Origin of the sequence: Marinobacter sp., assembly GCF_034669625.1 — a bacterium.
Classification (GTDB): Bacteria; Pseudomonadota; Gammaproteobacteria; order Pseudomonadales; family Oleiphilaceae; genus Marinobacter.
In genome coordinates this window covers 92,237-111,723 of sequence record NZ_JAXMOY010000003.1, presented here as the reverse complement: position 1 = coordinate 111,723, position 19,487 = coordinate 92,237, and the positions used below count along the sequence as shown (strand labels likewise).

At 54.5% G+C, this 19,487-nt stretch carries 17 protein-coding genes; 5 read left to right on the top strand and 12 right to left on the bottom strand.

The window, feature by feature from the left end; all coding sequences use genetic code 11:
- Positions 1-25: 25 nt before the first annotated feature.
- A complete protein-coding gene (guaB, locus tag VOI14_RS03860) occupies positions 26-1,489 on the bottom strand; it encodes an IMP dehydrogenase (RefSeq protein WP_323750853.1) in 1,464 nt (487 codons plus the stop codon).
- Positions 1,490-1,703: 214 nt separating this feature from the next.
- Here guaB and xseA point away from each other — a divergent pair, with 214 nt between their 5' ends.
- The 3 genes from xseA (at position 1,704) to VOI14_RS03845 (ending at position 5,563) form a co-directional block, all read left to right on the top strand.
- The gene (gene xseA, locus VOI14_RS03855) at positions 1,704-3,065 is read left to right on the top strand and encodes an exodeoxyribonuclease VII large subunit (protein WP_323750712.1); all 1,362 of its coding nucleotides are present in this window, start codon (positions 1,704-1,706) and stop codon (positions 3,063-3,065) included.
- 96 nt (positions 3,066-3,161) lie between these two features.
- A complete protein-coding gene (locus VOI14_RS03850; RefSeq protein WP_323750711.1) occupies positions 3,162-5,045 on the top strand; it encodes a propionyl-CoA synthetase in 1,884 nt (627 codons plus the stop codon).
- Positions 5,046-5,353: 308 nt separating this feature from the next.
- Positions 5,354-5,563, top strand: a complete 210-nt coding sequence (locus tag VOI14_RS03845; RefSeq protein WP_114333539.1) for a cold-shock protein — start codon at positions 5,354-5,356, stop codon at positions 5,561-5,563.
- Positions 5,564-5,658: 95 nt separating this feature from the next.
- Here the strand turns inward: VOI14_RS03845 and leuA are convergent, their stop codons facing one another.
- Complete coding sequence (gene leuA, locus VOI14_RS03840) at positions 5,659-7,353, bottom strand: 2-isopropylmalate synthase (protein WP_323750710.1); 1,695 nt, start codon at positions 7,351-7,353, stop codon at positions 5,659-5,661.
- Between the two features lie 137 nt (positions 7,354-7,490).
- On the opposite strand from leuA, the gene VOI14_RS03835 reads away from it, so the two are divergent.
- Positions 7,491-7,988 (top strand): Lrp/AsnC family transcriptional regulator, encoded by a 498-nt coding sequence (locus VOI14_RS03835; RefSeq protein ID WP_323750709.1) that lies wholly within the window; start codon positions 7,491-7,493, stop codon positions 7,986-7,988.
- Here the strand turns inward: VOI14_RS03835 and VOI14_RS03830 are convergent.
- Positions 7,976-8,599 carry a TetR/AcrR family transcriptional regulator gene (locus VOI14_RS03830; protein ID WP_323750708.1) on the bottom strand — a complete coding sequence of 208 codons (624 nt, stop codon included), beginning with the start codon at positions 8,597-8,599 and terminating at the stop codon, positions 7,976-7,978. The two genes, VOI14_RS03835 and VOI14_RS03830, sit on opposite strands and share 13 nt — an antisense overlap.
- A 124-nt stretch (positions 8,600-8,723) precedes the next feature.
- On the opposite strand from VOI14_RS03830, the gene VOI14_RS03825 reads away from it, so the two are divergent.
- On the top strand, positions 8,724-10,457 hold the full coding sequence (locus tag VOI14_RS03825) for a proline--tRNA ligase (RefSeq protein WP_323750707.1): 1,734 nt from the start codon (positions 8,724-8,726) through the stop codon (positions 10,455-10,457).
- 54 nt (positions 10,458-10,511) lie between these two features.
- Here the strand turns inward: VOI14_RS03825 and murB are convergent, their stop codons facing one another.
- From murB to VOI14_RS03780, 9 genes are all read right to left on the bottom strand, one after another.
- Positions 10,512-11,543: a UDP-N-acetylmuramate dehydrogenase gene (murB, locus tag VOI14_RS03820; protein ID WP_323750706.1), complete on the bottom strand. Its 1,032-nt coding sequence runs from the start codon at positions 11,541-11,543 to the stop codon at positions 10,512-10,514.
- A complete protein-coding gene (locus VOI14_RS03815; protein WP_323750705.1) occupies positions 11,540-12,019 on the bottom strand; it encodes a low molecular weight protein-tyrosine-phosphatase in 480 nt (159 codons plus the stop codon). Before VOI14_RS03815 ends, murB begins: the two co-directional genes overlap by 4 nt.
- A complete protein-coding gene (kdsB, locus tag VOI14_RS03810; RefSeq protein ID WP_323750704.1) occupies positions 12,012-12,797 on the bottom strand; it encodes a 3-deoxy-manno-octulosonate cytidylyltransferase in 786 nt (261 codons plus the stop codon). The genes VOI14_RS03815 and kdsB overlap by 8 nt, the downstream gene beginning before the upstream one ends.
- A gap of 25 nt (positions 12,798-12,822) precedes the next feature.
- On the bottom strand, positions 12,823-13,011 hold the full coding sequence (locus VOI14_RS03805; protein ID WP_323750703.1) for a Trm112 family protein: 189 nt from the start codon (positions 13,009-13,011) through the stop codon (positions 12,823-12,825).
- A complete protein-coding gene (gene lpxK, locus VOI14_RS03800; protein ID WP_323750702.1) occupies positions 13,004-14,062 on the bottom strand; it encodes a tetraacyldisaccharide 4'-kinase in 1,059 nt (352 codons plus the stop codon). Before lpxK ends, VOI14_RS03805 begins: the two co-directional genes overlap by 8 nt.
- Positions 14,059-15,831 (bottom strand): lipid A export permease/ATP-binding protein MsbA, encoded by a 1,773-nt coding sequence (gene msbA, locus VOI14_RS03795; protein ID WP_323750701.1) that lies wholly within the window; start codon positions 15,829-15,831, stop codon positions 14,059-14,061. The genes lpxK and msbA overlap by 4 nt, the downstream gene beginning before the upstream one ends.
- Positions 15,828-16,253, bottom strand: a complete 426-nt coding sequence (locus VOI14_RS03790) for a biopolymer transporter ExbD (RefSeq protein ID WP_323750700.1) — start codon at positions 16,251-16,253, stop codon at positions 15,828-15,830. The genes msbA and VOI14_RS03790 overlap by 4 nt, the downstream gene beginning before the upstream one ends.
- 5 nt (positions 16,254-16,258) lie before the next feature.
- Positions 16,259-16,885, bottom strand: a complete 627-nt coding sequence (locus VOI14_RS03785) for a MotA/TolQ/ExbB proton channel family protein (protein ID WP_323750699.1) — start codon at positions 16,883-16,885, stop codon at positions 16,259-16,261.
- A gap of 72 nt (positions 16,886-16,957) precedes the next feature.
- Positions 16,958-19,450 carry a DNA internalization-related competence protein ComEC/Rec2 gene (locus VOI14_RS03780; protein ID WP_416361383.1) on the bottom strand — a complete coding sequence of 831 codons (2,493 nt, stop codon included), beginning with the start codon at positions 19,448-19,450 and terminating at the stop codon, positions 16,958-16,960.
- Positions 19,451-19,487: the final 37 nt, after the last annotated feature.

The following is a 19,487-nucleotide window of genomic DNA, read 5'->3' as shown; positions in this document are numbered from 1 at the left end:
CGGGCTGTGTCAGATCAAGCAATAATTAACCGACGCGGTAGTTTGGTGCTTCTTTGGTGATGGTCACGTCATGAACGTGGCTCTCCCGCATACCCGCATTAGTAATACGAACAAATTCCGGCTTGGTACGCATTTCATCGATGTTCGCGCTGCCGGTATAACCCATAGAGGCACGCAAGCCACCAATCAACTGATGAATAATGTTACGCATCGGGCCCTTGCAGGCAACGCGGCCTTCGATACCTTCTGGTACCAACTTCTCAATGCCTTTACTGGCATCCTGGAAGTAACGATCGCTGGAGCCCTGCCCCATGGCGCCAAGGGAGCCCATGCCACGGTACGCTTTATAGCTTCGACCCTGGAACAGTTCGATCTCACCCGGCGCTTCATCAGTACCGGCCAACAAGCTTCCAATCATGACGCAGTTAGCACCCGCCGCGACCGCTTTGGCAATATCACCAGAGAAACGTATGCCACCATCGGCAATCAGAGGAACGCCGCGATCTTTCAGAGCGGCAGCAACGTTCGATACCGCTGAAATTTGGGGTACACCAATGCCCGCCACAATCCGCGTTGTACAGATTGAACCTGGACCAATACCCACTTTAACAGCATCGGCGCCGGCGTCTGCCAGCGCAATGGCCGCGGCTGAAGTTGCAATATTGCCGCCAATAACCTGAACTTGTGGGTAGCTTTCTTTGACCCAGCGCACGCGCTCAATAACGCCCTTGGAATGGCCGTGCGCGGTATCTACAACAATCACATCAACACCGGCTTCAACCAGCGCCTGAACTCGCGCTTCGGTATCACCACCGGTACCGACGGCTGCACCTACCCGCAAACGGCCTTGATCATCTTTACAGGCCATTGGGTAATCTTTGGCTTTCTGAATATCTTTAACGGTAATCAAGCCGCGCAATTCGTAACTATCGTTAACAACCAGAATTTTCTCGATGCGGTGTTTGTGCAGAAGCTCTTTCACCTCAACGAGGTCAGCGCCTTCTTTCACCGTCACCAGATTTTCTTTTCTGGTCATAATATCTCGAACCGGAGTGTCCATCCGGCTTTCAAAGCGGATATCACGGCCAGTAACAATGCCCACCAGATCATTGCCGTCAACAACCGGCAATCCGGAAATGTTGTTCGCCATGGTGATATCAACCAACTCGCGAACGGTGGTGTCCGGCGAAACAGTAATGGGATCTTTAACCACACCGCTTTCGTGCTTCTTGACCCTGCGCACTTCAGCAGCCTGCTGCTCCACCGTCATGTTCTTGTGCATGATACCGATACCGCCTTCCTGGGCCATCGCGACAGCCAGCTCGGCGTCAGTAACCGTATCCATAGCGGCAGATATCAACGGAATATTCAGGGTAATTCCCTTGGTCAACTGAGTTTTTAACTCAACCTGATGAGGAAGCACTTCGGAAAATCCGGGCACAAGCAGAACGTCGTCAAACGTGAGGGCTTCTTCGGCAATACGCAGCATTTGGGTCCGCCTTTTGATCATGCTAAGTTGGGAGCTCCTAAGCTACACCGTCAGCGGTGTAACAGAGCAAAATCCTTAATCGAACTATTATAAAGTGGTGACAGAACACAGTAAACCACGGGGTTCTTACCATCAGGTTGCATCTTTCTGAATTTCCGTTACTTTTACCCGTCACCTTCTCGGCTATTGCGTATAAAATCCACGGAGCCCGACTTTGATCCCCGCCTACCCGGACACCCGACCACACGCACTGAGCGTCAGCGAACTTAACCGCCAGGCTCGCCGCCTACTGGAAACCAGTTTTATACAGGTATGGGTGGAAGGAGAAATTTCCGGGCTATCCAGACCTTCTTCAGGGCACTGGTACTTTTCACTGAAAGATCAAAAATGCCAGATCCGTTGCGCCATGTTCCGTGGTGCTAACCAACACATTCGCACCCTGCCCCGCGAAGGCGATCAGATACGCATACGTGGCAAAGTCACCCTGTACGAAAATCGAGGCGACTTCCAGATTATTGTTGAGCACCTGGAACCCGCCGGCCTAGGCGCTCTGCAGCAAGCCTTCGAAGCTCTCAAAGCCAAGCTTCAAGCCGAAGGGTTATTCGAGCTAACGCGCAAAAAAACACTTCCAGCCACGCCTAGGCATATTGGCGTAGTAACCTCACCCACCGGCGCTGCGATTCACGACATCTTGACCGTGCTCGCCCGGCGCTGCCCCGCCATTCCCGTCATCCTTTACCCTACCGCTGTTCAGGGCAAGGCAGCCACAGCTGAAATCGTGAACGCCATCGAGCGTGCGCAACGACATAACGTGGCAGACGTTTTGATCATCGGTCGAGGCGGCGGCTCGCTGGAAGACTTGTGGTGTTTCAACGAGGAAGCGGTTGCCAGAGCTATTGCCAACTGCCCCATCCCTACCGTGAGCGCGGTCGGTCACGAAGTTGACGTTACCATCGCAGACTTCGTCGCGGATTTACGCGCACCCACACCGTCAGCGGCCGCGGAGAAGATTTCTCCGGACCAACTAGACTGGCTTCGTCGCTTGAACGACCAGCAGGTGCGCCTCGGGCACTCGGCCCAACGCCTACTGAAACGGCTGGAAAATCAGCTTGGGCATCTTAGCGCCCGGCTGCGAGACCCGCGCCGCCAGTTGCTGGACAAAGCACAACGCATGGACGAACTCGACATGCGCCTGATGAAGGCGATGCAGCAAAAGCTCGAACAACAGACGCAAGCAACTGGCCACCTTGCACTAAGACTGGAAACCCAGTCGCCCCGAAAACTGATCATCAGCACTTTCGAACAAGTGGCGAGGCTGAATGAGCGCATGCAAGCCGCCATGCAACAGGGCCTCAGAAAGCAGCAAGACAAACTTCAATTTCAGGCGCAGACCCTGAACGTTGTAAGCCCCCTCGCCACGCTCGGGCGAGGCTACGCTATCGTTAAAGATGATGCAGGCAGCATAGTGCGAGACGCCAGCCAACTATCAAAAGGGCAAACCGTCCAAGCTCAGCTTGGCCAAGGACGTATCTCCGCAAGCGTCATTGATGTAGAGCCACCGCAAAACAAGGCTTGAACCGCGCTTCACTAAGCCTATTGTCTACTAGCTCAGCTCCCCAAAACTCCTACAGTTGACGGAACCAAATACAAAATAAAAAACCACTCAACTGAGGTGGAGCATATGAGCTATAACTCCGCATTTCGCCGTTCCATTGACCAGCGTGATGACTTCTGGCGTGAACAAGCAAAGAATATTGACTGGAGCTCTGCACCCAATACCATCTGGCAACCACTCGATAACGGTCACGGTGAGTGGTTCCCTGACGGCACCCTGAATACCAGCGACATTGCTCTGGACGCCAACATTCGTGCGGGGCGTGGCGATCAAGCGGCTCTGATTTACGACTCACCGATCACCAATACCCAACAAACGTTTACCTACAGCGAGCTAAGAGACGACGTTGCTCTATTTGCCGGCGCACTGCAGAGCCAAGGCATACAAAAAGGCGATCGGGTCATTATTTATATGCCGATGATCCCCCAAGCCGCCATTGCCATGCTTGCCTGCGCTCGCCTTGGCGCCATCCACTCGGTGGTTTTCGGTGGTTTCGCCGCCCACGAGCTGGCTGTGCGTATCGATGACGCCACACCCAAAGCGCTGATCACCGCCTCCTGCGGCATCGAAATCAACACCGTTATCGAATACAAGCCGCTGGTCGACAAAGCCATCGAGCAATCGAACCACAAACCCGACTGTTGCGTGGTTTACCAACGCCCTCAGGCAAAAGCACCCATGCAGGCCGACCGCGACCGGGACTGGAACGAACTCTGCGCCAACGCCACACCCGCAGAGCCCGTGCCGGTAAAAGCAACCGATCCGCTCTACATCCTTTACACCTCCGGCACCACCGGCAAGCCCAAAGGAGTGGTCAGGGACAATGGCGGCCATGCCGTTGCGCTCACGTACAGCATGGGCTTGGTCTATGACGCCAAACCCGGCGATGTTTACTGGGCAGCCTCTGACGTAGGCTGGGTCGTCGGCCACAGCTACATTGTTTACGGCCCGCTGTTTGCTGGTTGCACCACGGTGCTTTATGAAGGCAAACCCATCAAGACCCCCGATGCCGGCGCCTTCTGGCGCGTGATTGAAGACCACAAAGTCGACATTCTGTTCACCGCCCCCACAGCGTTCCGCGCCGTCCGCAAAGAGGACCCCGAAGCCACACACATCAGCCGTTACGACACCTCTTCGTTGAAGCGGATTTATCTGGCGGGTGAACGCTTGGACCCGCCCACCTATGAATGGCTGAAAGAACACACACGACTCCCGATCCTCGACCACTGGTGGCAAACCGAAACCGGTTGGGCTATTTGCTGCAACCCGGCGGGAATCGAGATGATGGCGACCAAACCCGGCTCTTCCACAGTCCCGTCGCCCGGGTTTGATGTGCAGGTTGTGAACCTGGACGGTTCACCCGCTCCAAATGGCGAGCAAGGCCAGATTGCCGTCAAACTTCCGCTACCTCCCGGCTGCCTGATGACGGTTTGGGGAGACGACGAGCGCTTTCTGAACAGTTACCTTCGCCCGATACCCGGCTTTTACAGTTCAGGCGATGGCGGGTACGTCGATGAAGATGGCTACGTATTCATCATGGGCAGAACCGATGACGTCATTAACGTGGCCGGTCACCGCCTTTCAACCGGCGAAATGGAAGAAGTGGTTGCCTCCCACCCGGCTATCGCGGAATGCTGCGTGGTGGGTGCCCACGACGACCTGAAAGGTCAGCTACCTATTGGACTGGTACTGATCAAGGATGGCGCCACCATCGACCCGGACGAACTTGAAGAAGAGCTGATCGAGATGGTGCGGGAAAAAATCGGCGCAATTGCCTGTTTCCGGCGGGCAATCGTGGTTGAGCGCCTACCTAAAACCCGGTCAGGCAAGATTCTTCGCCGCGTGATTCGCCAAATTGCCGATAAAGAAGAGTACAGCGTACCCAGCACCATCGACGACCCGGCTATTCTGGAGGAAATCAGCGAAGTGTTCGGGCGCTGATCGGCGAACGCGTCTTTTCAGTACTGATGTCGGGCCGCCTCGTTTTGGGGCAGGCCCGCGTTCGCCTTTAAGTTACAAGCAACTGTTTTAACTGTAAAAAAAAACAAAAAAACGGAGACACAAAAAAATTGACGGACCGCGAAGTCGGTCTATACTGAAATTGCTGTGTAATTCTGCAGCGGTATTTGGCGAATGTGCTCCAACGTCCTGCCCCGGCTTTTCGTTGCCTCTTTCATCAGAACGCCCCGAATTATCCAGCAAGCACGGCCCCGTGAGGGCAAACCTTTTAGTAAGTACAGGAAAGATCAATGTCTGATACAAAAACTGGCCAGGTCAAATGGTTCAACGAAGCTAAAGGCTTTGGTTTTATTGAACAAGAAGGCGGCAGTGACGTTTTCGTTCACTACAGCGCAATCAACTCAGGTGGCTTCCGTACTCTGGCTGAAGGCCAGCAGGTGCAGTTCACCGTTACTCAGGGCCCGAAAGGCCCACAGGCAGAGAACGTAACGCCGCTATAATGGGCTTATGTTGATTGCCTGATGCCCCTCACGGGCAGATGGAACAAAACAGCCGGCATCATTGCCGGCTGTTTTGGTTAGGGTTCAGGGCAATGCTAAACCGATACTGGCTGCTCACTTTCAGCCACGTCCGGCATCTGCGCCCCGACCTCTTGTGCAACAGCCGAGAACAAAGCCTGCAAGGTGGCTGACGTTGTATCTTCCGCCAACGCGGCAGCACTACAATGCTTTCCGTTTGCATTCAGACGAATACACGCCAAAGCATTTGCCTTAGTGCCCTCACCCAGAGCGAACTCATCATAGGCTTCCACAGCAATCGATACACCAAAACGGCGGGTAAGCGCATCCGACACGGCTTCAACCGCTCCCAGACCGCGACCTTCCAATGTGATGGGTGAATCGTCAGCCCCCACCACAACCTCGGCTTTCACTCCCTCGTCATCACGATGCAAATTATAAGAGCGCAACTCCCAGTCCCTCGCCACCTGCAGATATCGCTCTTCAAAGAGATTGTGAATGGTGTGTGAATCGATCTCACCACCATTGGTTTCAGCTTCCGACTGAACCACTTTGCTGAACTCAATCTGCAGCCAACGCGGCAAGCTGATGTCGTAATCACGTTCGAGCACGTAAGCTACGCCACCTTTGCCGGACTGACTGTTAATCCGAACCACTTCTTCATAGCGCCGCCCCAGATCCGAGGGATCAATTGGCAAGTAGGCGACATTCCAGACATCACCATCTTTTCGACGTGCCAGACACTTGCGAATGGCGTCCTGATGACTACCGGAAAATGCAGTAAAGACCAATTCTCCAGCATACGGATGCCGAGGGTGAGTCGAGATCTCCGTACAGGCTTCCACCACTTCCGTGATCTCCGCCATTCCAGATAAATCCAGATTTGGATCAATACCTTGCGAATACAAGTTCATAGCCATTGTGACCAAGTCCATATTACCCGTTCGCTCACCGTTCCCCATCAACGTGCCTTCAACGCGATCAGCGCCGGCCATGACAGCCAATTCGGCCGCCGCCACGCCGCACCCGCGGTCGTTGTGGGTGTGAACGCTGATGCTCAAAGAATTCCGGTACTGGATGTGCTCACAAATCCATTCAATCTGATCTGCGAAGACGTTCGGGGTAGACATTTCAACGGTTGCAGGCAAATTGATAATCACAGGTTGCCCCTGATCCGGCCGCCAAACACCCGTCACAGCATCAATAACCTCCGCTGCAAAATCCAATTCCGTACCGGTGAAACTCTCAGGGGAGTACTGGAATGTCCACTCAGTCTCCGGATGACGACTCGCAATCTCTTTAACCAACGTTGCGCCATTCCGAGCAATCTCACAAATACCATCACGATCTAGCCCGAATACCTGCTCGCGCTGCACCGTAGAGGTCGAGTTGTAGACATGCACGATCGCTTTGCTCGCACCGCTAAGCGCCTCATAGGTACGCTCGATCAATTCGGCGCGCGCTTGTGTCAGCACTTGAATGGTCACATCGTCTGGAATCCGATTCTCTTCAATAAGCTTTCGACAAAAATCGAAATCCGGCTGGCTTGCAGCCGGGAAGCCAATTTCAATTTCCTTGAAGCCCAGCTTTACCAGCAAATCAAACAAACGCTGTTTTTGCGCCACCGACATCGGCTTGATCAGGGACTGGTTACCATCCCGGAGATCCACGGCACACCAGGTTGGCGCCTTCTCAATCACCTGGTCCGGCCAACGGCGATTTTTCTTGGCAACGGGCTTAAAGGCTGCGTATTTCCGATGATCAAAAGCCATGTCTGATATTTCCTTTCACTGATCGAAGAGATAACGCCAGTTTAACCGCTTTAACGCGCCATGCGATTGCGAATTTTAGCTTCCACTTCCGTATTTATGGCACAATATTGCCAACTTAAAATTATCGGCGAAATATTATGCTCAACAATGACAAGGCGTTAGTTAAAATAGATAAAACTGACCGAAAAATACTAGAACAATTGCAGAAAGATGGATCGCTAACCAATCAGCAGCTCGCCGAAAAGGTCGGCTTATCGCCCTCTCCCTGCCTGCGCAGGGTCCGGTCTTTGGAAGAGGCGGGAATCATTGTCAGAACCGCCACGATTCTTGACCATAAGAAGCTGGGGCTAGCCCTGACCGCCGTGATACTGATCGGCATGGACCGGCACACTCCGGAGCGATTCGCGGATTTCGAAGAACAGATCGCGAACTACCCCGAAGTTCAGGAGTGTTATCTGATTACCGGCCAAAGTGCGGATTACATGCTAAAGGTTGTGGTACCGGATATGGATCATTACCACCAGTTCTTGCTAAACCGCATCACCCGTATTCCCGGGGTCAGCGGTGTCCACTCAAGCTTCGTGTTACGAAGGGTCATCGACAGCACCGCCCTGCCCTTGGGCTACTTGTCTTGACGAATCAGTTCCATCAGGTACGCCCGCGCCATACATTTAAGCTCGGTGACCAGCAGTGCGCCCTGAGATTCAGACAACGTGGCTGCCAGCCTGAGAATTGAGCCAGCAGAACGTGGCAGCAACAGGCTTGCGGTCCAACGACGCTCTTCAGGTAGCTCCGGGTATTCCTGCTTGAGCCGCGCATCAAAATCTCGGGCGTTGCTGTAGAGTTCCCGCAAGTCCAGATCTCGCAATTCGGGCATGGCCTCGACGCCACTCCAGATCGCTGTATAGGCCGGCTCTGTCCGGTAAAACTCGTAAAACAGGTCGATTAACACTTCGACCACGTCAGACAAACTGACTACCTGCAATCTTTCCCGTAACGCGTTTTCCATTTTCTCGACATGCCCCTCAGCGAGGGCCTGAACAATGGCCGCCTTATTCGGAAAATAACGATAGAGCGATGCCAAAGACATTCCTGACTGTCGAGCAATGGCTGACATACTGGTGCCATCCACGCCATTCTCGTGAAAGATCTCAGCCGCATGCCGAAGAATGCTGTCTACGCGCTCCCGGCTTCGCGCCTGCACCGGCTTCCGGCGCGGTGTTACATTTATAGATTCGTCTGTCATCATCTGTACCTTATGGGGCAGGCTCCGTACAATAACGCTCACTTTAAGACAATGAAAGGCAGTTTCGGGCCAGAGCCACTGCCAATTAGTCCAATCCCCACTTTTCAATAAAGCGGAAGACACGATGCGAGCTAGCCGTTATCTGATTGCCACCCAAAAAGAGACCCCTGCTGACGCGGAAATTATCAGCCATCAGCTGATGTTACGCGCAGGCATGATCCGTAAATTGGCCGCCGGCCTATACTCCTGGCTGCCACTGGGCCTGCGAACCTTGCGCAAAGTAGAGCGGATTGTACGGGAAGAAATGGACAAAAGTGGAGCCCAGGAAGTCCTGATGCCTGCAGTCCAGCCGGCTGAGCTTTGGCAGGAGTCCGGCCGTTGGGAGCAATACGGCGGCGAATTGCTGCGTCTGCACGACCGCCACGGCCGCGATTTCTGTGTGGGCCCCACTCACGAAGAAGTGATCACCGATCTGGTTCGCAGTGAGCTGAAGAGCTACAAAGAGCTGCCTGCGAACTTCTACCAGATCCAAACCAAATTCCGTGACGAGCGCCGCCCACGGTTCGGCGTGATGCGCGCCCGCGAGTTCATCATGAAGGATGCTTACTCCTTCCACATTAACGCGGCGTCTTTGGATGATACTTACCAACTGATGCATCGCACCTACTGCAACATTTTTGATCGTCTGGGACTGGATTACCGCCCGGTGCAGGCGGACTCCGGTTCCATCGGTGGCAGCAGCTCCCACGAATTCCATGTACTGGCGTCCTCCGGTGAAGATGCCATCGTTTTCAGCACTGGCGGTAATTACGCGGCCAACATCGAGAAAGCGGAAGCTGTAGCCCCGGCTGGCGATCGCCCGGCGGCCACGGAAGACATGAAAGAAGTTCACACGCCAGACCAGAAGACCATCGATGCCGTCTCAGAGTTTTTGGGCCTGCCCGCCGAGCGCACGGTTAAAACACTGATCGTGAAGGCTGAAGCTGACGAGAATGGCGAATCCGGCCTGGTTGCTCTTATTTTGCGTGGCGACCACACCCTGAACGACATCAAAGCCGAAAACCTGCAGGGCGTTGCCGAGCCACTCACCATGGCCACCGACGAAGAAATCGAGAAAGCCATTGGCTGCAAGGCCGGCTCAATTGGCCCAGTCAATCTGCCGATTTCGACCATTGTCGATCGCAGCGCCGCCCATCTGGCCGACTTCGTGTGCGGTGCCAACAAAGACGACTATCACCTAACCGGCGTCAACTGGGAGCGCGATGTCGCTGTGGGCCGCGTTGAGGATCTCCGAAACGTGGTTGAAGGCGACGCAAGCCCGGATGGCAATGGCACTCTGGAGATTCGCCGCGGCATCGAAGTCGGCCATATCTTCAAACTTGGCAACAAATACAGTTCGGCCCTGAACGCCACTGTACTGGATGAAAATGGCAAATCGGTGGTTATGGAAATGGGCTGCTACGGCATCGGTGTGTCCCGCATCGTCGCGTCATCCATTGAACAAAACCATGACGACAAGGGCATCATCTGGCCCGACGCGATTGCGCCGTTCCAGGTTGCGATTGTGCTGCTGAATGCTCATAAAGCGCCTACCGTTGCTGAAGCGGGCGAAAAGCTATACAACGAGCTGCGTGAGGCCGGTTACGACGTTCTGCTGGATGACCGTAACGAACGCCCAGGCGTGAAATTTGCGGATATGGAACTGATGGGCATCCCGCATCGGTTCGTTATTTCCGAGCGCGGGCTGAACGCTGGCACTCTGGAATACAAAGGCCGTCGTGATGAAGACAAGCAGGATATTGCAGTTGAAGACGCACTGCCTGTATTGATGAAGGCCTCACCAAAAGCAAACCTGTAAGACATAAAGCATCCGGGCAGCCCTTGATGGCTGTCCGGAACTTGTTACTGACCGTTAGCTGGCTCCGACGATCCCTGGCTCTACTTCCAACTCTACGCCGAACTCTTTTCGTACCGACACTCGTACATCCTCTGCCAGTGCCAACACATCGGCCCCATCCCCCTGTGAATGATTGACCAATACCAAGGCCTGCCGATTGTGAATACCTACGCGGGCGTTGCGAAAACCTTTCCAGCCAGCATGATCAATTAACCAGGCTGCGGCCAGCTTCACACCGTCGGCTATGGGGTAAAACACCAGATCCGGAAACCGTTCCTGCAAGCGTTCAAATTGCGCCTTGTCAATCACCGGATTCTTGAAAAAACTTCCGGTATTAGGCAGCGTCTCGGGGTCTGGCAATTTTCTGCGGCGCACGGCCATGACCGCCTCCGCAACTTCCAGCGGGGTGAGTTTGGCTGCATCGACATCTCCCAGATAGTCCTGAAGATCACGATAATCCAGCTTAAGAGGGGCGGAGCGAGACAAACGCAGGCGTATTTCAAGGATAATATAGCGCCCTGGGTTGCGCTTGAAAAAGCTGTCTCTGTAGGCAAACTGGCACTGTTCAGCGCTCAACGTGACCACCTCACGAGAACCACAATCCAACGCCGTCACGCTTTCCAGAGTATCGCAAAGCTCCACCCCATAAGCCCCAATGTTCTGCACCGGAGCCGCCCCAGCGGTCCCGGGAATCAACGCCAGATTCTCAAGGCCACGGTACCCTGAACGGGCGGCGTAAAGCACCGCATCGTGCCAATTTTCCCCTGCCGCCAACACAAGTACAGCGCTATCACCTTGCACCTGTTCCCAGCATCTTCCACGCAATGCCATGTGCAGAACAAGGCCATCAAAGTCACCGGCAAACACCAGATTGCTGCCACCGCCGAGCAACAAGGTTTTCAATTGCTGCTCTTGCGCGGTGTCCAAAGCCTGAACAAGTTGATCGGTCGTTTCTATGTCCGCAAACTGTCGAGCCTTGGCAGCGATTGCCATAGTGTTCAGGTCGCGCAAATCAACCTGTTCGCGGATGCGTAGCCCGTAGCTCAAGCCAGTCGCCCTCGAATATCTTCAAGCAAACCCTCACTGGCCTCTTGAATCAAATCCAGAACTCGCTCGAAGCCCTGCTCGCCTCCGTAATAGGGGTCCGGCACTTCAACTTCGCTCGAACGGCCAAATTCAAGAAACAATCGCGGTTGCGTACCACCGTTTTGGCGCCATATACCCTGCACGTCCACCAAGTTGGAGCGGTCCATCACCAGCACATAATCAAAGGTATCGAGATCATTCGGTTTGATCTGCCGCGCCTTGAGGTCATAGAGATCAACCCCTCTGCGCGCGGCAACCTCGATGGAGCGGGAGTCCGGAGATTTTCCGGTATGCCAGTCGGCAGTGCCGCAAGAATCAATAAGCACTTTATCAGCCATGCCCTGCTCTTTTACGAGATGACGGAACACGCCTTCCGCACTGGGCGAACGGCAAATATTGCCTAAGCACACAAATAGCACCCGAACGGCTTCAGGCATGGCTTCCTCCAGCTTCCATCAACGCTCTGATTCGCACTAAATCTTCTTCCGTGTCTACGCCAGGCGCAGGCGGCCGTTCAGCAACATCTACATGGATGCTAGCGCCGTTATAAAGCGCCCTTAACTGCTCCAATGCCTCCACCTGCTCGGTTGGCGCTGGTATCCAGCTGACAAAGTCACTCAGTACGCTGGCTCTGTAACCGTAAATCCCGATGTGCCGGAAGTATCCCATACCGTCCGGGAGATCGATCTCTACGGATGCGGCATTCTGGGGCCATGTATCGCGAGCCCAGGGAATCGGCGCCCGGCTAAAGTAATGGGCAATACCGCGAGCATCAAACACCACTTTGACCACATTCGGGTTAAACACCTGATGAGCGTCGTGAATGCGCTCGCACAGGGTCGCTATCGCCACTTCCGGATACCGCTCCAAGTTGTCGGCCACCTGATTAATCAAGTCCGGCGGCAACAACGGCTCATCACCTTGAACGTTAACGACCCGGTGCTCGGGTTCGAGCTCGAGTTTTCGAGCGACCTCTTCGAGCCGGTCGGTACCACTGGCGTGATTCGGTGAGGTCATAACCACCTCAGCCCCAAATGCACGGCAAGCCTCATCAATACGTGCATCGTCAGTCGCAACCACTACGCGATCCGCTCGGCTTTCCTGAGCACGTTCATGTACATGCTGAATCATTGGCTTGCCGGCAATCATAGCCAACGGTTTGCCCGGCAATCGGCTGGACGCATAGCGGGCGGGAATCACGACAGTAAAAGACATACAGACAGTCCTGCTTACGGTTAACTCAGTGCTTGTCCAGACGCTCGTCTGTGCTCAGGGTGCGAGCTTCGACGGCGATCATAACGGGAATGCCTTCTCGAATCGGAAAAGCCATAGCATCCTGATAACAAACGAGTTCAGTGCGAGCGTCGTTCAGTTTCAGCTCGCCCTTGCACACTGGGCAAGCCAGCATCGCCAGAAGTTTCTTATCCATGATTTGATCTCTCGGTCATTTGCGACTGCAACTGCTCATTGCATGCGTTGAGTCGTTCCAGAAAACGTTGTTCAAAAGGTTCAGACAGGCAGGCCTCGACGGTCAACACCCAAGCATTATCCGGTGCGAAGCCACGACATTTCACCGCGTCTTTCGCCGTCATCACCAGACATTCTCCCGCACCTGAGGCCAGATCTTCAGGCCGGAATCGGTGATGGTCCGGAAACGCAGCCTCTTGTACTTGGGCACCTAACTGCCTCAGGGTTTCGAAGAAACGGCCCGGGTTGCCAATACCCGCAACGCCCCGCACCGGCTTGCCATCAAGCGCTTCCGGGGCACGGGTTTCTCCCGAGTTAATGTTCACGAGAGAGGCGGGCCGCAATGCCATGGCATGAATATCCGGGTGTTCAGTGCCCGCAAACTCGCCAATGCTTTCGCCCGCAGGCGGAAATTCATGGCCATTCAATATCACGAAATCAACCGAACTCAGCCGGTCAATGGGCTCTCTTAACGGACCTACAGGAAGAATAGCTCCGTTGCCAATGCCCCTTTGGGCATCGAACACGGCCAATTCGATATCGCGAGGTAAGCGGTAATGCTGAAGGCCGTCATCGCAGATCAGCACATCGCCCAACCTTTGCTCCAGCGCCCAACGAGAACCTCGGAGGCGGTCAGGATCAACCACCACGGGACAACCTGTCGCCAGTGAAAGCATGAGAGGCTCATCCCCGCACACCCCTGCAGGTGTCCCCTCCTTCACGAGTAGCGGATAGCTCTCACTCTTGCCGCCATACCCTCTACTCAGGATCACCGGCCGCCACCCCTGCTGGCGCATGCAATCCACCAACCGAGCCGTTAACGGCGATTTACCGGTGCCACCTACGGTTATGTTCCCCACCACAACCACTGGCACCGGCAAACTTTCAGCGTGTGCCTGCCATGCCTTTCGTCGTTTGGATTCCGATATTGTGCGATAAAGCCACGCTAGTGGCGCCAACACACCCAAGGGGCGGGCCTGGCCATACCATAGGCGGTCGATCACATTGCTCATGAATGCTCACTGAACTGAACCTGATGCAGCTGAGCATAAGCACCGCCCGCTGCCAGCAGTTCGTCATGGGTTCCAGATTCGACGATGCGACCGTTGTCCATCACCAGAATTCGGTCGGCCTTTTCGATCGTCGAAAGCCGGTGCGCAATCACCAAAGTGGTACGGCCCTGCATAACGGTCTCGAGCGCTTGTTGAATATGCCGCTCAGACTCGGTATCCAGAGCCGATGTCGCTTCGTCCAATATCAAAATAGGCGCGTTCTTGAGTAGCGCCCTGGCAATGGCCAAACGCTGCCTCTGGCCACCAGACAACATCACACCGTTGTCACCAATCATGGTATCCAGTCCTTCGGGCATACGGTCAATAAACTCAAGTGCATGCGCTTTTAATGCCGCCTCGCGAATCTCTTCCCGGCTACAATTGCGCAACGCTCCATAAGCGATGTTTGCCGCAATCGTATCGTTGAACAAAACCACGCTCTGAGTAACTAGTGCTATCTGGGCACGGAGCGCTTCCAGAGAGAAGTCCATCAGGGAATGGCCATCAACCCGGATATCACCCTCGGTGAAATCGTAAAAGCGCGGCAACAGGCTTACTAGAGTGGATTTACCGCTACCCGAGCGGCCGACCAGCGCCACGCTTTGGCCAGCCGGCAAATCCAGCGAAATCCCGTCCAGAACGTTATCCAGCTGATCTCGATAGCGAAACGACACCTGATCGAATTCGATACGCCCCTCAACACGCTCAGGCGCATGGGTGCCGTCATCTTTCTCCGGCCGCTCGTCCATGGTTTCGAACACATCGTAGGCCGCAGCAACACCCTTCTGGATTTTGGAATGAACGGAGGTGACCTGACGAATTGGCTTCGCCATGGTGGTAGCCGCAGTAATAAACGCAATCAGCTGCCCGGTGGTCATTTCACCCCGGATTTCTGGGGCCAGCATGGTCCAGACAAGCGCTGCAATGGCAATCGCCACTAATACCTGAATCACAGGAACACTGATGGCCTGTGTCGAAGCCATTTTCAAACTTTGTTGCAGATTGCGTGCACTGACATCACGAAAACGGTCCCGTTCAAAGTCAGCACCACCGAAGGTACGAACAACGCGATAACCGGAAATCGACTCCGTCGCTACATGGGTTATATCCCCCATAGAGCCCTGAATTCGCTTACTGATCTTACGAAACCGCTTACTGGCGTAACTGACAACGAAGCCAATAACAGGTCCAACCGTGAGAAATACCAGTGTGAGTTTCCAGTTGGTATAGATCATGAAGCCAAGCAGCCCGACGATGGTAAGACCTTCACGAAGGGTGATGGTAATCGCGTTGGTGGCGGCTTCTGCCACCTGCTCTACGTTGAAGGTCAGTTTGGACACCAATCTACCGGCGGCATTTTCATCAAAATAACGAGACGGCAGCGTCATCATCCGGTCAAACACATCGTTGCGCAGAGCATTAATCACGTTGCGCCCGACGTAACTGATGAAGTACTGACTGAAAAAAGTACCCAGCCCCCTGAGGGCAAACACACCGACGATCAAAGCGGTCAGCAGCACGCGATTCTGCGCGGTTGGATTTTCAATTGCAGTGATCACGTATTCCATCGCTGCAGCCATACCTGTTGACGCGGCGGCGTAGAGCACATTGCCCAACACAGCTAACGAAAAAGCCAACCAGAAGGGCTTCACGTAGGTCAGTAGGCGTTTGTAGGTTGACCAGCTGCCCGCGGGAAGGTTTTTTAGGGGCTCGGAGGTTGAGCGATTCACTGGGACTCAGCCTCCCGCTCGGTGGTGATGCTTAGCTTGGCAAAGCCCAAACGGCCCGCGACATCCATTGCACGAACCACAAATTCGTGAGGCGTGCGTGCATCTGCTGTAATGATAAACGGCAAACTACTCTCCCCTTCAGCTAACTCGCTGACCGCTCTTTCCAGAGTTTCCCGGCGATTATTGACCAAAGTCCGCTCGTTCAGGATGTACTGGCCTTCAGCATTGATCACGACGTCTATCTGACGAACCTCGGCAGGTTCTGAAGGCTCGCCACTGGCTTCGGGCAGCTCGACCTCAAGATGACTCTCCCGAGTGAACGTAGTGGAGACCATAAAGAAAATCAGCAGCAGGAACACCACGTCGATCAATGGCGTCAGGTCTACCCCGACTTCCTGGCTTCTCTGGCGCTTGAACTTCACGGCGTTCAGGCTCCTTCCACGTCGATTTCGCGATCACCATGAACCACTTCAACCAATTTGATGGCCTCTTGCTCCATATTGACCACCAGTTCATCAACCCGGCGAATAAAATAGCGATGACAAATCAGTGCAGGAATGGCCACACTCAGCCCGGAAGCTGTGGTAATCAGCGCTTCCGAAATACCACCGGCCAGGTTGCCGGCATTTCCAACCCCCGCCAACTGGATTTCAGCAAACACCTTGATCATGCCGATTACGGTACCCAATAGGCCGAGCAAAGGCGTGATCGTTGCAATGGTCCCGAGCGGATTGAGAAAACGTTCAAGTTCGTGGATGACCTGACTGGCCTCATGTTCGATGCTTTCTTTCATGATCTCGCGACCATGTTTTGCATTGATGAGCCCGCTCGCAAGCACACGGCCCATAGGGGATGAGCCCTGCAGTGCTTTAAGCTTTCGACCGTTCAGCTCTTTCTTTTTTATCCAGCGCCAAAGCTCGTTAAGCGATTGTGTCGGCGCCACGCGGGAAGCGCGCAAAGACCAGAAACGCTCCAGAATAATCGCAAGCGCTAAAACGGAACAGGCAACAATGGGCACCATCAGGATGCCACCAGCTTTCAACAGCTCAAACACGCTTGATCTCCCTGATTAATGACAAGCCGCGTTACTTTAGCATAGCTGTCGGTGCAGGCCACACCTGCAATGTCACGGTATTTTACATTGGTCACGGGCAAGACCCGGACCGGCAATCCAGAATGGCCCCTGATGCTTAGTTTCGACGATCCGGGGGCCATCCCGCTCAAAGCTTATCGTCAACTGTCCGGAACACGCCGTATTCAAAGCGACCGCACCAACCTGTCCGTATCGGCGCACGACATCCTGGTGTGGGTGTCGATAACGATGTCGATACCCTGCTGTGAAGATCACCCAATTAGGCTCCGCAGCGGAAACCCACGGCATCGAAGAGGACGTTTTACTGCCATGGTGTGGGGCGACCACCAGCCGGCGGCCCGAAAACGCCGATAGCCAGTCCAATGCAGGATCAGCCAGCATTTCCGATTCCACCTTCCGACTGATGTCGCCGGTGAGGAGCAGGTCCACCCCGGACTTTGGATGAAACACCCTAAGAACACAGGAGGCATCGTTGCCGGAATGCTCCGACCGGCTGCGCCAGAAACTCAATTCAAATTCCCCCAACGTCCGGATCGATCGTGGGCAGTCCTGAATCATTGCACCTGAATGATGCTCCAATTTCGGTCGCACTCCCTTCGGCTCTCCGGTTGAGAACATCCCAATGGACAGCTCTTCCAGCAACACTGATAGCCCTCCCGAGTGATCGCTATCCCCATGGCTCACGACAAGATGGTGGATATGCTTCACGCCAAGCGCCTTCAGATTCGGCAACACAACCGACTCCATCGCAGAATACACACCTTTTACTTCCGGTCCTGTGTCGTACATCAAGACTTGGCTACCGGAGCGCACCAGTGCCGACAGCCCCTGCCCCACATCCCAGATGCGAACCTCCGGCACCGCCACTGATGAATTAATGGGCTCTGCATCAGTCCACAAACTTGAACCGACCCACCCCACGACAACAACTGCACTGAATGCCCGAAACCGCCAGTCCGGAAAGCGCAACGCCAACAAGCTCACCAGGGCAAGAGCCACCAACAGACCTTGCGACGCTGCAGGCATCGAGTAGGCCGGCAGAGCCTCTACCCCTCTTAGTAATTGCCACAACACCCCCAGCACCGCATCAAACCCGTCGACCACATAACCGGCCAGCCGGCCGCCACTGCCGATCATTAGCAATGTCCCGGCAAACAGCGCCGGCATAACCACAAACGACACCCACGGAATCGCGAACAGATTAGCCAACACACCCGCCAAGGGCTGCGCTTGGTCAAAGGCATTGAGAACCGGCCAAAGACCAGCAAACACCACACCCTGAGCCAGTATCAAACCCGCCACCCAACCAAGCCTTCCGACACGGCCTGAGAACACCAAAATCAGCAAAGCAACCGCAAAAAAAGACAGCCAGAAGCCCTGATCAAGCGGCGCGAAAGGATCAAGTAACAGCACTCCCCCCAATGCGACAACAAACGGCCGCCAAGGGCTGACCTCTCGAGCTTTAAGAAGAAACCACCCGCCAACAACGACCATCACCAACGCACGACGTGTAGGCACAGTCATACCCGCCAGCAAGGCATAAAACAGGCAAGCGACCAGCACTACCCCATAAACCGTATTGCGGATGAAGTTTTCTGAGATGCGCCCTACAGGCAATAACAGCAGAAGCCGACGACTGATCAGCCCCACAACCAGCGCCACCAAACCCAGATGCAATCCGGAGATCGCGACCAGATGAATGGTTCCGGTGGCCTTTAGCGTTTGCCACTGCTCCGCAGAAAGATGCCCTCGATTCCCGATCAGCAGGGAGGCAACTAAAGAATAGTGCTTTGCCGTTCCGAAATACTGTTCAACAGCTGAAGCCATTTCTCGATGCCACGTACGATAGAGGCACCCAAACCCGCAGACCGAATCTGGCGTTTCAACCACAGCCCGCACACTCCCGGTGGCGCGCACACCCTGCCGGAACAACCAATCCTCGTAGCGAAAGCCTTCATTGTTAAGGTTTCCATGTGGACGTTTGAGCACCACCTTAAGCGATGTCGTCCGCAAAGGCGGCACTTTGTCGCCGGAACCGTACCAAGCAAGCCGGATCTTATCGGGGAGCGCACCATCGTCCAGAACATCGGTCACACCTGACCAGCTATCCACGCAAAAGTTAAAACGAAGGCTGTTAAAGCTTCCGGGTTGCGGTACATCACATACATAGCCGGATACGATCAACGGAACGCCCTCGTCAACTGACGGGAGTTTTTGTTGTAAACGCGAGTCTGCATGGCCTGCCGCCCACCCTAGCCCGACGGCAGCCCAAATCAACCAAAGAAAAGCAGCAGAAAAGCGGAGGGATTTATGCGTCAAAAGCGGCGGTAGTATAATTAGCGATAAAAACAGCCACGGATAAGGTGGCAAAACCGAGAACCGATACAGTAAGATAACGCCGCAACTGAATGCGAATACGCCCGCGGGGCTAAGTAGAGATCTTTCAGTCTTAGTGCTGAACTGGGTGTTTCTGGACAATCCTTGTCCTCCGTTCAAAATCGACGCTCCCCATGCGCCGGTTACCATCCATACCGAGAGAACAGGCCGAACGTCCAATGCCGAA

Bases quoted from the DNA above. Each gene is read 5' to 3' on its own strand.
- VOI14_RS03805 (WP_323750703.1), bottom strand. From the start codon at position 13,011: ATGGATAAGAAACTTCTGGCGATGCTGGCTTGCCCAGTGTGCAAGGGC.
- VOI14_RS03780 (WP_416361383.1), bottom strand. From the start codon at position 19,450: ATGGTAACCGGCGCATGGGGAGCGTCGATTTTGAACGGAGGACAAGGA.
- kdsB (WP_323750704.1), bottom strand. From the start codon at position 12,797: ATGTCTTTTACTGTCGTGATTCCCGCCCGCTATGCGTCCAGCCGATTG.
- VOI14_RS03830 (WP_323750708.1), bottom strand. From the start codon at position 8,599: ATGACAGACGAATCTATAAATGTAACACCGCGCCGGAAGCCGGTGCAG.
- VOI14_RS03815 (WP_323750705.1), bottom strand. From the start codon at position 12,019: ATGCCTGAAGCCGTTCGGGTGCTATTTGTGTGCTTAGGCAATATTTGC.
- VOI14_RS03845 (WP_114333539.1), top strand. From the start codon at position 5,354: ATGTCTGATACAAAAACTGGCCAGGTCAAATGGTTCAACGAAGCTAAA.
- VOI14_RS03825 (WP_323750707.1), top strand. From the start codon at position 8,724: ATGCGAGCTAGCCGTTATCTGATTGCCACCCAAAAAGAGACCCCTGCT.
- leuA (WP_323750710.1), bottom strand. From the start codon at position 7,353: ATGGCTTTTGATCATCGGAAATACGCAGCCTTTAAGCCCGTTGCCAAG.
- VOI14_RS03835 (WP_323750709.1), top strand. From the start codon at position 7,491: ATGCTCAACAATGACAAGGCGTTAGTTAAAATAGATAAAACTGACCGA.
- guaB (WP_323750853.1), bottom strand. From the start codon at position 1,489: ATGCTGCGTATTGCCGAAGAAGCCCTCACGTTTGACGACGTTCTGCTT.
- lpxK (WP_323750702.1), bottom strand. From the start codon at position 14,062: ATGAGCAATGTGATCGACCGCCTATGGTATGGCCAGGCCCGCCCCTTG.